Genomic DNA, 13,269 nt, shown 5'->3' on the forward strand with positions numbered 1-13,269 from the left:
AGGAGCCGCGATGCGTGTCGCTCTGTTCCTGACCTGCGTCAATGACACGCTCTATCCGGACACCGGACGCGCCGTGGTGAAACTCCTGACCAGGCTGGGCGTCGAGGTCGACTTCCCGCTGGCGCAGACCTGTTGCGGGCAGGCGCACTACAACACCGGATATCGGCATCAGGCCGAGCCGCTCGCGGTGAAGTTCTCCGATGTATTCCGGGATTACGAGGCGATCGTGACCCCGTCCGGGTCCTGCGGGGCGATGGTGCGGGAGTTGTATCCGCGCATGGGTGAGCGGGCGCGGGCCGAGGGCCGCGGGGACGCCCTCGCGGCCACCGTGGCACCCGTGGTCCCGAAGACGTACGAACTGACCGAGTTCCTGGTGGACGTGCTGGGGGTGACGGACGTGGGGGCGTACTACCCGCATCCGGTGACCTATCACCCGACGTGTCACGGGCTGCGGAGCCTGCGGCTCGGCGACCGCCCGACCCGGCTGCTCCGGGCCGTCAAGGGACTGGAACTGATCGAGCTGCCCGGCGCCGAGGAGTGCTGCGGCTTCGGCGGCACCTTCGCCGTGAAGAACCCCGACGTCTCGGCGGCCATGGGCGCCGACAAGGTACGCAACGCCGAGTCGACGGGGGCGGAGGTGCTGTGCGCGGCGGACAACTCGTGTCTCCTGCACATCGGCGGCACGATGGCACGGCTGCGCGTCGGCATGCGGCCGGTGCACATCGCGGAGATCCTGGCGAGCACGGAGAAGGAGCCGCTGGTATGAGGGGCGTCGTCGTGATGAAGGGTGGCCTCGCATGAGCGGGACGTTCGTCGGCATGCCGGCGTTTCCGGAGGCCGCGCACGAGGCGGTGGGCGACAGGACGCTGCGCGGCAATCTGCGGCATGCCACCCACACCATCCGCGCCAAACGGGCGACGGCCGTCGCGGAGCTGTCGGACTGGGCGGAGCTGCGCGAGGCGGGCAAGCGGATCAAGGACCACACGCTGCGTCATCTCGGCGGCCATCTCGTGCGGTTGGAGCAGGCGGTCACGGCGGCCGGGGGCATCGTCCACTGGGCGGCGGACGCGGAGGAGGCGAACCGGATCGTCACCGAACTGGTGAAGGCCACCGGCGAGTCCGAGGTCGTGAAGGTCAAGTCCATGGCCACGCAGGAGATCGGCCTCAACGAGGCGCTGGAGGCGGAGGGCATCCGCGCCTACGAGACCGATCTCGCCGAGCTGATCGTGCAGTTGGGCAAGGACCGGCCCTCGCACATCCTGGTCCCCGCGATCCACCGCAACCGGGGGGAGATCCGCGACATCTTCCGCTCCGAGATGGGCGCGTGGGGCCGTCCCGCTCCCGAGGGGCTCACCGACACACCCGCCGAACTCGCCGAGGCGGCCCGGCTGCATCTGCGGGAGAAGTTCCTGCGCGCCAAGGTCGCCGTCACGGGCGCGAACTTCATGGTCGCGGAGACGGGCACGCTGGTGGTGGTCGAGTCGGAGGGCAACGGGCGGATGTGCCTCACGCTGCCCGAGACGCTCATCTCCGTCGTCGGCATCGAGAAGATCGTGCCGACCTGGCAGGACCTGGAGGTGTTCCTCCAGACGCTTCCCCGGTCCTCGACCGCCGAGCGGATGAACCCGTACACGTCGATGTGGACCGGCACGACGGACGGGGACGGACCGAGCACCTTCCACCTGGTGCTGCTCGACAACGGCCGTACCGACGCCCTCGCCGACCAGGTCGGCCGTCAGGCCCTGCGCTGTATCCGCTGCTCGGCGTGTCTCAATGTGTGCCCGGTGTACGAGCGGGCGGGCGGCCATGCCTACGGCTCGGTGTACCCGGGACCGATCGGAGCCGTCCTCAGCCCCCAGCTGCGGGGCACCCAGAGCGCGATCGACGCCTCACTGCCCTATGCCTCGTCGCTCTGCGGTGCCTGCTACGACGTGTGCCCGGTCGCCATCGACATCCCGGAGGTGCTGGTGCATCTGCGGGAACGGGTGGCCGAGGGCGGGCCCGCGACGCATGCGGGCAACAAGGTCGTGCTGCGGCCGGCGCGGGGACACGCCGCCGAGCGGGCGGCGATGCGGGCGGCGCGCTGGGCGTTCAGCCACCCGGGCGCGCTGCGCACGGGCCAGCGTCTGGCATCGCGTTCACGCCGCTTCCTGCCGCGGACCCTGCCGGGCCCGGGCCGGGCGTGGAGCGCGAGCCGGGACCTGCCGACGCTGCCCCCGGAACCGTTCCGCGACTGGTGGCAGCGCACACACGGAGGGAAGGAGGCGGAGAGGTGAGCAACAGCAGGGATCTGATCCTGGGCCGGGTGCGCCGCGCGCTGGCGGACGTGCCCAAGGGCGACACGCCGTACGAGCAGGGCGTTCCCCGGCACTATCGGGAGCGGCACGGCGAGCGCACCCCCGCCGAGACCGTGGAGTTGCTCGCGGAGAACCTCGCGGACTACCGGGCGATCGTGCATCGGACGGACACCAGGCAGCTGCCCTCGACCCTGGCCGGTCTGCTCGCGGCGCGCGGCGCGCGGACCGTGCTGGTGCCCCCGGGACTGCCGACCGACTGGCTCACGGGCGTGGAGCAGGTGCCCGACCGGGCGGAGAGCACCCCGTACGAACTCGACCGCGTCGACAGTGTGGTCACCGGCTGTGCGGTCGCGATCGCCGAGACCGGCACCCTGGTGCTGGACGGCTCACCGGATCAGGGCCGCCGGCGTATCACCCTCGTCCCCGACCACCACATCTGTGTCGTACTCGTCCCGGACCAGGTCGTGGACTCCGTGCCCCAGGCGCTGCGGCGGCTCGTCCCGGACCGCCCGCTGACCTGGATCTCCGGGCCGTCCGCGACCAGTGACATCGAGCTGGACCGGGTGGAGGGGGTGCATGGCCCGCGCACCCTGGAGGTGGTGCTGGTGAGCGAGGTGTGACCGGCGCGGCTAGCGTGAGGGAATGATCCGGTTCGAGGAGGTCACCAAGCGGTATCCGGACGGTACGACGGCCGTCGACGACCTGTCCTTCGAGATCCGCGAGGGCGAGCTGGTCACCCTGGTCGGACCGTCCGGCTGCGGCAAGACGACCACCATGATGATGGTCAACCGGCTGATCGAGCCGACCTCGGGGCGGATCTTCGTGGGCGGCGAGGATGTCGCGACCGTCGATCCGGTGCGGCTGCGGCGGCGGATCGGCTATGTGATCCAGCAGGTCGGGCTGTTCCCGCACCGGACCGTGCTCGACAACACGGCGACCGTGCCCTGCCTGCTCGGCTGGAAGAGGGCCAGGGCACGGGCGCGCGCGGCCGAGTTGCTCGATCTGGTGGGCCTGGATCCGAAAACGTACGGACCGCGCTATCCGGACCAGTTGTCCGGCGGCCAGCGGCAACGGGTGGGAGTGGCGCGGGCGCTGGCCGCCGACCCGCCGGTGCTGCTGATGGACGAGCCGTTCGGGGCGGTCGACCCCGTGGTGCGGGAGCAGTTGCAGGAGGAGTTCCTGCGGATGCAGAACGCCGTGCGCAAGACGGTGCTGCTGGTCACGCACGACATCGAGGAGGCCGTCCGGCTCGGCGACCGGATCGCGGTGTACGGGCAGGGGCGCATCGAGCAGTTCGCCACGCCGGGGACGGTGCTGGGGACCCCCGCGACACCGCGTGTCGCCGCGTTCGTGGGGGCGGACCGGGGGCTGAAGCGGCTGTCGGTGACGGAGATCGAGCCGAGCGATCTGGAGCAGCCGCCGGTCGTACGGCTCGACGAGGCCGGCGGGCGAGCGGCGGCCCGGCTGACCGCGCAGGGCGCACGCTGGGCGGTCGTGCTCGACTCCGCCGGTGATCTGCACGGCTGGGCCGGCGTCGACGAACTGGCCCGGGGCGGTCTGGTCCGCGACCATGCGCACCGGATGGACTCCTGGGTACCGGTGGGCGCTCCGCTGCGGCAGGCGTTCGGGGTGATGCTCCAGCACGACGCCGGCTGGGTGGCGGTGCTGGACGGCACCCGCTTCCTGGGGGTCCTGACGCCGGCCAAGCTCCATGAGGCGCTCCGCCGTTCGGTGGACGCGGACGCCCGGGGTGTCTCGCGCCGGGAGGTGCGTTACGAGTCGGTGGCGGACGCGTGAGGGCCCCGGCCGCGGGCACGGCCTCGGGGCCGCGTCACTTCAGCAGGCCCTTGTCCTTCAGATAGGCGCGGGCCACGTCCTGCGGCAGCCGGCGCCAGCTGTCGACCTGCTGGTTCATCGACGCCAGATCCCGTGTGGTGAGAACGGGGTTCAGGGCGCCGAGCGCCTGTGCGACGCGTGTGCCGCCGGCGCGGGAGCGGCTCACGACCGGGACGATGTGGTCCGCGTTCTGCAGATGTCTGTCGTCCGCGAGCAGAACCAGTCCGAAGGCGTCGAGGGTCGCGTCGGTGGTGGTGGTCAGCACCATCTGGTTCCGTCCGCTCTGCACGGACCGCTTGGCCTGGGTGGTACCGACGCCCTTGGGGTCGACGCCGATGACGTCGATGCCGTACACCTTCCTCAGCCCCGGTGCGCAGTACGGCCGCCGTACGCATTCGTCGCCTGCCGCGAGCCGTACCTTCAGCTCGGACCGGCCGAGATCGCTCAACGTCCGCAGGCGGTGCTCACGGGCATAGGCCCCCGACACGGCGAAGGCGTTCTGGTCCACCGCCCGGCCGGCGTCGAGCACGGTGAGTCCACGGGGTGCGGCGAGGGCGCGCAGGGCCTTCATGGTGGCGTCGAGGTCCGGTGAGCCGACGGGAGGGGCGTCGGGCCCGTGAGTCCGGGCGTCGAGCCAGTCCGCGAAGGTGGCCGCGTACTCGGGGACGACGTCGATCTGCCCGGACTCCAGGGCGGGTTCGTACAGCTCACGGTTGGCGACGGTGATCAGCGACGTCTTGTAGCCCGCACGGTTCAGGAGCAGGGAGTACATCTGCGCGAGCAGATCGCTCTCGGTGAAGCCGGCCGAGCCGACCGTCAGATGTCCGCTGTCACGGGGCGCTGCGGTGACCCGGCCGCGGGTCTCCAGGGAAGGACCCGTGGCACAGCCGGCGAGCAGGCCCATGAGGCACCCGAGGAGCAGGGTCACGACCGCCGCGCACCGTCTCATCGCGCGCCTCGGACCCGGGGCGGGGCCAGCCGCTCGACGGCCTCGAACACTCCCTCCACGATCAGTGCCAGCGCCGCCACCAGCACGGCCCCGGCCACCACCTGCGGTGTGCTCGCCAGGTTGAAGCCCGCGGTGATGATCCGGCCCAGTCCCCCTCCGCCCGCGAGGGCGGCGATGGTCGCGGTCGCGACGAGCTGCACGGCGGCGATCCGCACCCCGTTCAGGACCATCGGGAGCGCGAGGGGAAGTTCCACGCGCAGCAGTGTCTGCCGGCCCGCCATGCCCATCCCCCGCGCCGCCCGCACCACACTGCGGTCGACCTCACGCATGCCGACGTAGGCGTTGGTGAGCAGGGGCGGTACGGCGAAGAGCACGAGGGCCACGACGGTGGGTCCCTGCCCCCAGCGGCCGAGCGGGGTGAGCAGCAGAAGCACCAGGACGGCGAAGGTGGGGACGGCACGGCCGACGTTGGAGATGTTGACGGCGAGCGCGCCGCCCCGGCCGAGATGGCCGAGGACCAGGGCGACCGGCAGGGCGATCGCACAGCTGACGACGAGGCAGCCGACGGTGAGGAGGACGTGCTCCGTCAGCCGGTGCCCGATGCCGCCGTCGCCCGACCAGTGCGCGGGGTCGGTGAGCCAGTGCCAGGCGTCGCCGAGGGTCCTCATCCGCGTGCCGTTCTCGCCCAGGGGGTGATCAGCCACTGCACGCCGAGCAGCAGCAGATCGGCGGCCACGGCGATCAGCACGCAGAGCACGGACGCGGTCAGCACCTGGGCCTTGAAGTACGTGTTCATGCCCACGTAGATCAGGTTCCCGAGGCCGCCGAAACCGACGATCGCCCCGACGGTGACCAGGGAGACCGCGGACACCGTGGCGATGCGGAGGCCGGCCATGGCGGCGGGCAGGGCGAGCGGGAGTTCCACGGTGAGCAGCAGCCGGACGGGGCCGTATCCCATGCCGTGGGCCGCCTGCCGGGTCTCCTCGGGAACGGCGCGCAGCCCGGCGAGGAGGTTCCGGACGAGCAGGGTGAGCGAGTAGAGGACGAGACCGGCGACCACCAGGGTGGGTGACAGTCCGTACAGGGGCAGCAGCAGTGAGAACATCGCCAGGGACGGAATGGTGTAGAGGATCGTGGTGCCCGCGAGGACGGGCCCGGCGATCCCGGTCCAGCGGCGCGCCAGCAGGGCCAGGGGCACGGCGACGACGAGACCGATGAGCACGGAGGCCGCGGTCAGCTGCAGATGTTCGGCCACCGCGTCCAGGAGGATATGGCGGCGGGTGCGCACATACGCGCCGCAGATCCACTCGTTACGGGCGAGGCAGTCGTCCGGGGGCGCGGTCACGGGTCCATTGCACCGGACGGGCGAGCGCGGCCGCAGGTCGTGGGGGGCCGTCCGGGGCTGTCGGCCGGCCCGCTCGTTGTCTCACCCCCCCTGCCGCCCCTTCAGGGCCCGAGGTCTCTCCCGGCCCTGCCCGTTCAGGGCCCGCGCCGCCACCTTCAGGTCCGAGACCAGACCGGCGTACGCGGCCTCCCGGTCGTCGGCGCGCAGGATCGCCGAAGGGTGCACGGTCGCCACGACGTACTGCCCGTCGGCGCCGGGCATCGGCAGCAGGCTCCCCCGGTCCTTGGTCACCCGGAACGAGCTGCCCAGCAGCGCCTTGCCGGCGGTGGCGCCGAGGGCCACCACGACCTCGGGGCGGACCAGGTCCAGTTCCGCACGCAGCCAGGGCTTGCAGGCGCTCAGCTCACGCAGGCTCGGCGCCTTGTGGATGCGTCGCTTGCCGCGTTCCGGAACCACGGTGAACTTGAAGTGCTTGACCGCGTTGGTGACGTAGGCCGTGCCGCGGTCGATCCCCGCCTCCGTCAGCGCCCGGTCCAGCAGATGTCCGGCCGGTCCGACGAAGGGCTCGCCCTGCCGGTCCTCCTGGTCGCCGGGCTGCTCCCCGACCAGCAGGACCCGTGCCGAGGTGTCGCCGCTGCCGAACACGGTCTGGGTGGCGTTCGCGTACAGCGGGCAGCCACGGCAGTCCGCGGCGGCACGCCGGTACGCGGCCAGCTCGCCGTCGTCCGGCAGGAAGGGGGTCGCGTCGTAGGCGCCGGCCCAGGCGTCGTCGGAACGGCTCATACCGGCCTCGCTTCCGGGCCCTGCCGTGCCGGGCCCAGAGCTCGGAGTACCCCTCCCCCCGGCTCGCACACCCCCGGCGGAGTGGCGACGATGGAGGGAGCCGGACATCACACGCGCCACGCCGCCTCGGAGGGGCCGATGACCATGGACGCCCATCCGGGCAGGCCGGGGAAGCAGGAGCCGGACGCCGCGGCGCCCGAGACGGAGCGGATCGTCGAGCTGGAGGAGGAGGTCAGCCAGCTCAAGGAGGCCGTCACCTCGCACGCGGTCGTGGACCAGGCGATCGGGATGCTGGTGGCTGTGGGCCATGTGACCCCGGCGCAGGGGTGGGAGGTGCTCCGGGAGGTCTCCCAGCACGCGAACATCAAGCTGCGCCATGTCGCGGAGCTGATCGTCGTCTGGGGAGGCGGCGGGGATCTCCCGGCCGACGTCCGGGACCTGCTGGAGGCCACGCTCGACCGCTACGGACCGGCGCAGCTCCCGGAGGACCCGCCACGCCCCTGAGGCCCCGGCAGGGCCACGCTGCCGCCGGGTCTGTCGGGCGTTTCCAGGGGCTCCGGTCAATGACCCGTTGATTTGCCTGCGTTGCCCCGCGGGCGGCGTGTTTCAAATACCCTCTCACGGATAGTCCGGAAGGAGCGGCGCACTGCCAAGCCGTTCCCGGGAGGGTTCGGCAGTGAGCTCGCCCGCAAACGGCCGTCCGGTCGACGAGTGGCCGATCCGGACGGCCGGATGCGATGCGGCTGCATGAGCGGGAGCGCAGCCTCAGGATTCGGGGCGGACGGACTCTCCGGTATCAGGCTCTACGGGTATCAGGCGTGATATCGGGCTGCCCGCTGTCAGGCGATATCGGCGAGCGCCTCCTCGCGTATCCGGGCGCAGCATCCGCTGAGCAGTCGTGAGACATGCATCTGGGAAATACCGAGTTGGTCCGCTATGCGACTCTGGGTCATTCCGCGGAAGTAGCGCAGATAGAGGATGGTGCGCTCGCGCTCCGGGAGTGACCGCAGGCACGGTTTGACGGCCTCGCGGTCGACGATGAGGTCGTACCCGGAGTCGGCCTCACCGAGGGCGTCGCCCAGTGCGTATCCGTCGTCGCTGCCCGCGACCTCGGCGTCCAGGGACAGCGCGGTGAAGCTGTCCATGGCCTCCAGACCCACCCGGACGTCCTCTTCGCTGAGGTGGGCGTGCTCGGCGATCTCGGCGACGGTCGGGCCTTGCCCGGGGGTCTCCTGGGATATCTCCTTGACCGCCGTCCGCACCCGATTGCGCAGGTCCTGGACCCGGCGAGGCACATGCAGGACCCACATGTGGTCGCGGAAGTGCCGCTTGATCTCACCGGTGATGGTGGGGATGGCGTAGCTCTCGAAGGCGTACCCCCGGCCCGGATCGTAGCGGTCGACCGCCTTGACGAGTCCCAGCGCCGCGACCTGGCAGAGGTCCTCGACCGACTCGCCCCGCCCTCGATACCGGCGGGCGATGCGGTCGGCCATCGGCAGCCAGGACCGCACGATGTCGTCGCGCAGTGTCTGGCGTTCGGGGCCCTCGGGCAGTTCGCGCAGCTGAGCGAAAGCGCCGGTGGTGTCGGGTGCGTCGTCGTGGGGATGCTGCTTCGCCTTGACCGTGATGCGCATCGTGCTTTCAACTCCCTCAAGGGGCTGACTGGGCAGTCACCGTGGGAAGGCGCAACGACGGACCACGCGGAGAGTCACACACCCGGGATCTGCTGGGCCAGTTTCCACGGAGGTGCCTCCTGTCCGAAGCACTCTTATGAGCCATTCCCGGCTTTCCCGGCGCCAAACAATCCATAAGGCACATTTCTTGCCTCACCGGGGTTACTCATGGGAATCTCATCGCTCCGAAAGGTGAGCGGGCAATGCGACGGGCAAAGTGCCGGAGCATGGGGCGTGGCACAAGGGCACGGAAATTTCAGGGGCCGGGTAATTCCTGGGAATTCATCGGCTCCCGGTCGAGGCGCTTTCCGTGACGGGACGCAGCCAGAGCGTGGCGAGCGGTGGGAGCGTGAGGCGGATGCCGTGCCCGGGACCGGTGCCCGGTGCCACGGGACCGGTGTTGCGGACGTCGCTTCCGCCGTAGCGCGCGAGGTCGGTGTTCAGGACCTCGTCCCAGGCCGGCACGTCGTCGGGCACGTCCAGGCGGTAGTGGTGACGTACGACCGGCGAGAAGTTGGACACGGCGAGCAGGGGGGTGCCGTCCGCGTCGAAGCGCAGGAACGCGAAGACGTTGTCGTCGGCGCCGTCGCAGACCACCCAGCGGAAGCCTGCGGGCCGGGTGTCGCACTGCCACAGGGCCGGGGTGCGCAGATAGACAGCGTTCAGGTCGCGCACGAGGTCGCGCACACCCCGGTGATCGGCGGCGGCACCGTAGCCCGGGTCGAGCAGCCACCAGTCCGGGCCATGGTCCTGGGACCATTCGTCGCCCTGGGCGAACTCCTGCCCCATGAACAGGAGCTGCTTGCCCGGATGGGACCACATGAAGCCCAGATAGGCACGGAGGTTGGCGCGCTGCTGCCACCAGTCGCCGGGCATCTTCGACACCAGCGACCGCTTGCCGTGCACCACCTCGTCGTGCGAGATGGGCAGGACGTAGTTCTCGCTGTACGCGTACACCATCGAGAACGTCATCTCGTTGTGGTGGTACCGGCGGTGCACGGGGTCCTTGGACGCGTAGACGAGCGAGTCGTGCATCCAGCCCATGTTCCACTTCAGGCCGAAGCCGAGTCCGCCGTGGTCGGTGGGTCGGGTGACGCCGTCCCAGGCCGTGGACTCCTCGGCGATGGTGATCGCTCCGGGGCAGCGTCGGTAGACCGTGGCGTTCATCTCCTGCAGGAACGCGACCGCGTCCGGATTCTCGTTCCCGCCGTGCTGGTTGGGCCGCCACTGGCCGTACTCGCGTGAGTAGTCCAGATAGAGCATGGAGGCGACCGCGTCCACGCGCAGGCCGTCGATGTGGAACTCCTCGCACCAGTACACGGCGTTGGCGACCAGGAAGTTGCGCACCTCGCGCCGTCCGTAGTCGAACTCCAGCGTCCCCCAGTCCGGATGGGCGGCCCGCAGCGGGTCCGCGGGCTCGTACAGGGGCCGCCCGTCGAACTCGGCCAGCGCCCACTCGTCACGCGGGAAGTGCGCCGGAACCCAGTCCATCAGCACGCCGATACCCGCCTGGTGCAGCGCGTCGACCAGGTACTTGAAGTCGTCGGGCGTGCCCAGGCGGGCGGTGGGCGCGTAGAAGCCGGTCACCTGGTAGCCCCACGAGCCGCCGAAGGGATGCTCGGCGATCGGCATCAGCTCGACATGGGTGAAGCCCAGCTCCTTCACATACCCGGGCAGCTGCTCGGCCAGCCGGCGGTAGGTCAGTCCGGGCCGCCAGGACGGCAGATGGACCTCGTACACCGAGAACGGCGCCTCGTGCACGGGGGTGTCCCCGCGATGCGCGAGCCACTCCTCGTCGTGCCACACGTACGCGGAATCGGACGCGGTGACGACGGACGCGGTCGCGGGCGGCACCTCCGTGCGGCGGGCCATGGGGTCCGCGCGTACGGTGTGGGTGCCGTCGGGGCGTGTGATGTCGAACTTGTACAGCGTTCCGGCGCCGATGCCGGGCACGAACAGCTCCCACACCCCGCTCGAGCCGAGCGAGCGCATCGGATGGGCCGTGCCGTCCCAGTGGCAGAAGTCCCCGCAGACCCTCACCCCCCGCGCATTGGGTGCCCACACCGTGAAACGGGTGCCGCTGACACCCGCATGGGTCATCGGATGGGCTCCGAGCGCCCGCCAGAGCTGCTCGTGGCGCCCCTCGCCGATCAGATGCAGATCCAGCTCGCCGAGGGCGGGCAGGAAACGGTAGGGGTCGTCAGTCTCCAGCACGGAGTCCTCGTAGGCCACGAGGAGCCGGTACTCCGGGGCGTTCCGCAGGGGCAGCAGCACCGAGAAGAACCCGTCGCCGTCGTCGTGCAGTTCCGCCCAGAGGCTGTCGAGAAGCACGGTCACCGAGAGCGCGCCGGGCCTCAGCACGCGGAGGGCGACCCCGCGGGACGCCGGGTGGGCGCCGAGCACCGCGTGCGGATCGTGGTGCTCGCCCGCCAGCAGCCGCTGTCGCTCGCCGGGCTCCGCGGGTGCGGCACTCGGTCTCCCCAACTGCGGGGAGCACAGGGGCGGTGGGGATGCGCTGGGGGCGGTCACGGTATCAGCCTCCTCAGGCCGGGACGTTCGGCGAGGCGCGCGATCGCCGCCATCGGCACGGGCAGCCAGTCCGGCCGGTGCCGCGCCTCGTACAGCACCTCGTACACGGCGCGGTCCGTCTCGTAGGCCCGCAGCAGTTCCGGTTCCGAGCGGGGGTCCCAGCCGGCCACGGTGGCATAGCCCTCGCAGTAGGCCTCCCGGCACCGCAGCGCCCACTCGGGGCGCCAGGGCCGGCGGGCGTGGGCGGCGTAGTCGAAGGAGCGGAGCATGCCCGCCACATCGCGCACCGGGGACTGGACCCGGCGCCGTTCGGGCAGCGGACGGGCCGGTTCGCCCTCGAAGTCGATCACGTGCCACTGCCGTTCGGCGCGCAGCACCTGGCCCAGGTGCAGATCGCCGTGGATCCGCTGCGCGGGCCGGGGCGAGTCGAGGGCCGCCGCCTCGGTGAACGCGGACCTCAGCCCGGCCGCGTACGGCAGCAGTTCCGGTACGGCGTGGAGGGCGTCCCGCAGCCGTTCCTGCATCCCGGCGGCGAGCCGCTCGCTGCGGGACGGCCCCTGGGACTCGACGGGGAACGCCGCGGCGAGGGCAAGGTGCACCTCGGCCGTGGCCTGCCCCATCTCATGGGCCTCCTCGGTGAACTCCCGCCCGGCCGCGAGCGCGGCCAGCGCCTGCGTCCAACCGTCGTCGGCGCCGCACAGAAACGGCTGGAGCACACCGAGGGTCGCCGCCCACGGGCTGGAGGTACGGAACCAGGCCACCGGGGCGAGGACGCGGGTGCAGCCCTGCCGGGCCAGCGCCCAGGGCACCTCCAGGTCCGGGTTGATGCCGGGCCGCACACGGCGGAACAGCTTCAGGATGTACGCGTCCCCGTACACCAGGGAGGAGTTGGACTGCTCGGCTTCGAGAAGGCGCGGGGGGAGGCCGGCCGGGATCGTCACCCCTCCGTCGCGTTCGAAACGCAGGGCGCCCGCGGTGCCTGGGGTGCGCAGCCGGTCCAGCAGTAGGGACGCCGAACGCGGGTCGTGCAGCGCGTCGTACACCAGCAGCCCCGTCAGCGGGCCCTCGCGGACACGTCCGAGGACGGCCGTGTGGTGCCGGGGCATGAGGAACTCACCGAATCCGAGGATCAGTTGGTAGCAGTCGCGGACCGGGGTGGCGCGCGATGTGCCGCTCGCCGACAGCTCGGGATACTCGGCGCGGACCAGGAGGTGCAGACAGTCGGGGCGCAGTTCCGTCACCGAGAGCAGCACCAGGTCCGTGACGCGACGCCCCTTTCCCGCGAACCACCGCTGCCTGGGCAGCCAGGTGCGCAGCAGACCGGACAGCGAGGGCAGCAGCCAGGCGGGGTCGAGGCTGTCCGGGCGGAGTGTTGCGCTCTCGGTCTTCGTCATGGCGTCGCGTCCTTTCCCTCCGGGGCGGCCGAACTGCGGCCATGGGTCAACGGGCCACGACCAGGTTCACCTTGGTGGCCTGCGGAAGGTCCTTGCGGAGCCGGAACCAGTAGAAGCCGTGGCCTGCGAGGGTGAGCAGGTAGGGCAGTTGGCCGATGGCGGGGAAGCGGACCCCGCCGATGAGTTCGACCGGGTGGCGGCCGTCGAAACGGCGCAGGTCGAGTTCGGTGGGCTGGGCGAAGCGGGAGAAGTTGTGCACGCACATCACCAGGTCGTCCCCCTGTCCCTCCGTCGAGGGGGCTTCGCGCAGGAAGGCGAGGACGGCCGGGTTGGAGGAGGGCAGTTCGGTGTAGGAGCCGAGCCCGAAGGCGGGGTTCTGTTTGCGGATCTCGATCATCCGGCGGGTCCAGTGCAGCAGGGAGGACGGCGAGGACATCGACGCCTCCACGTTGGTGACCTGGTA

The 13,269-nt window shown here is 71.1% G+C and carries 13 protein-coding genes; 5 read left to right on the plus strand and 8 right to left on the minus strand.

Annotated elements, in window-relative coordinates:
- Nucleotides 1–10: 10 nt before the first annotated feature.
- Genes ACFY2Z_RS12100 through ACFY2Z_RS12115 form a run of 4 tightly spaced genes read left to right on the plus strand, consistent with a single transcriptional unit; the run spans nucleotide 11 to nucleotide 4,094 of the window.
- Nucleotides 11–766 carry a (Fe-S)-binding protein gene (locus tag ACFY2Z_RS12100; protein ID WP_390744061.1) on the plus strand — a complete coding sequence of 252 codons (756 nt, stop codon included), beginning with the start codon at nucleotides 11–13 and terminating at the stop codon, nucleotides 764–766.
- A 31-nt stretch (nucleotides 767–797) separates the two neighbouring features.
- Entirely contained in the window at nucleotides 798–2,276 is a 1,479-nt protein-coding gene (locus ACFY2Z_RS12105; protein ID WP_390744062.1) for a lactate utilization protein B, read from the plus strand.
- Nucleotides 2,273–2,917 (plus strand): lactate utilization protein C, encoded by a 645-nt coding sequence (locus tag ACFY2Z_RS12110; RefSeq protein ID WP_390744063.1) that lies wholly within the window; start codon nucleotides 2,273–2,275, stop codon nucleotides 2,915–2,917. The genes ACFY2Z_RS12105 and ACFY2Z_RS12110 overlap by 4 nt, the downstream gene beginning before the upstream one ends.
- A 22-nt stretch (nucleotides 2,918–2,939) precedes the next feature.
- Nucleotides 2,940–4,094, plus strand: coding sequence for an ABC transporter ATP-binding protein (locus tag ACFY2Z_RS12115; protein WP_390744064.1), 1,155 nt, complete (start codon nucleotides 2,940–2,942; stop codon nucleotides 4,092–4,094).
- 34 nt (nucleotides 4,095–4,128) lie between these two features.
- Here ACFY2Z_RS12115 and ACFY2Z_RS12120 read toward each other — a convergent pair whose 3' ends face one another.
- The 4 genes from ACFY2Z_RS12120 to ACFY2Z_RS12135 form a co-directional block, all read right to left on the minus strand.
- Nucleotides 4,129–5,082, minus strand: a complete 954-nt coding sequence (locus ACFY2Z_RS12120) for an ABC transporter substrate-binding protein (RefSeq protein ID WP_390744065.1) — start codon at nucleotides 5,080–5,082, stop codon at nucleotides 4,129–4,131.
- The gene (locus ACFY2Z_RS12125; RefSeq protein ID WP_390744066.1) at nucleotides 5,079–5,750 is read right to left on the minus strand and encodes an ABC transporter permease; all 672 of its coding nucleotides are present in this window, start codon (nucleotides 5,748–5,750) and stop codon (nucleotides 5,079–5,081) included. The genes ACFY2Z_RS12120 and ACFY2Z_RS12125 overlap by 4 nt, the downstream gene beginning before the upstream one ends.
- The gene (locus tag ACFY2Z_RS12130; RefSeq protein ID WP_390744067.1) at nucleotides 5,747–6,427 is read right to left on the minus strand and encodes an ABC transporter permease; all 681 of its coding nucleotides are present in this window, start codon (nucleotides 6,425–6,427) and stop codon (nucleotides 5,747–5,749) included. The genes ACFY2Z_RS12125 and ACFY2Z_RS12130 overlap by 4 nt, the downstream gene beginning before the upstream one ends.
- A gap of 81 nt (nucleotides 6,428–6,508) precedes the next feature.
- On the minus strand, nucleotides 6,509–7,210 hold the full coding sequence (locus ACFY2Z_RS12135) for a UdgX family uracil-DNA binding protein (protein ID WP_390744068.1): 702 nt from the start codon (nucleotides 7,208–7,210) through the stop codon (nucleotides 6,509–6,511).
- A 144-nt stretch (nucleotides 7,211–7,354) separates the two neighbouring features.
- Here ACFY2Z_RS12135 and ACFY2Z_RS12140 point away from each other — a divergent pair, with 144 nt between their 5' ends.
- Nucleotides 7,355–7,714, plus strand: coding sequence for an ANTAR domain-containing protein (locus ACFY2Z_RS12140; protein WP_390744086.1), 360 nt, complete (start codon nucleotides 7,355–7,357; stop codon nucleotides 7,712–7,714).
- Between the two features lie 335 nt (nucleotides 7,715–8,049).
- On the opposite strand, the gene ACFY2Z_RS12145 is transcribed toward ACFY2Z_RS12140, so the two are convergent.
- From ACFY2Z_RS12145 to ACFY2Z_RS12160, 4 genes are all read right to left on the minus strand, one after another.
- Nucleotides 8,050–8,844, minus strand: coding sequence for a SigB/SigF/SigG family RNA polymerase sigma factor (locus ACFY2Z_RS12145; RefSeq protein WP_390744069.1), 795 nt, complete (start codon nucleotides 8,842–8,844; stop codon nucleotides 8,050–8,052).
- Between the two features lie 321 nt (nucleotides 8,845–9,165).
- A complete protein-coding gene (gene glgB, locus ACFY2Z_RS12150; protein WP_390744087.1) occupies nucleotides 9,166–11,367 on the minus strand; it encodes a 1,4-alpha-glucan branching enzyme in 2,202 nt (733 codons plus the stop codon).
- A gap of 41 nt (nucleotides 11,368–11,408) precedes the next feature.
- Complete coding sequence (locus ACFY2Z_RS12155; protein WP_390744070.1) at nucleotides 11,409–12,806, minus strand: maltokinase; 1,398 nt, start codon at nucleotides 12,804–12,806, stop codon at nucleotides 11,409–11,411.
- Between the two features lie 46 nt (nucleotides 12,807–12,852).
- Nucleotides 12,853–13,269 (minus strand): alpha-glucosidase C-terminal domain-containing protein (locus ACFY2Z_RS12160; RefSeq protein WP_390744071.1); only part of this gene is annotated, 417 nt, incomplete at its 5' end.

Source organism: Streptomyces sp. NPDC001222 (genome assembly GCF_042896945.1).
Taxonomy (GTDB): Bacteria; Actinomycetota; Actinomycetes; order Streptomycetales; family Streptomycetaceae; genus Streptomyces; species Streptomyces gibsoniae.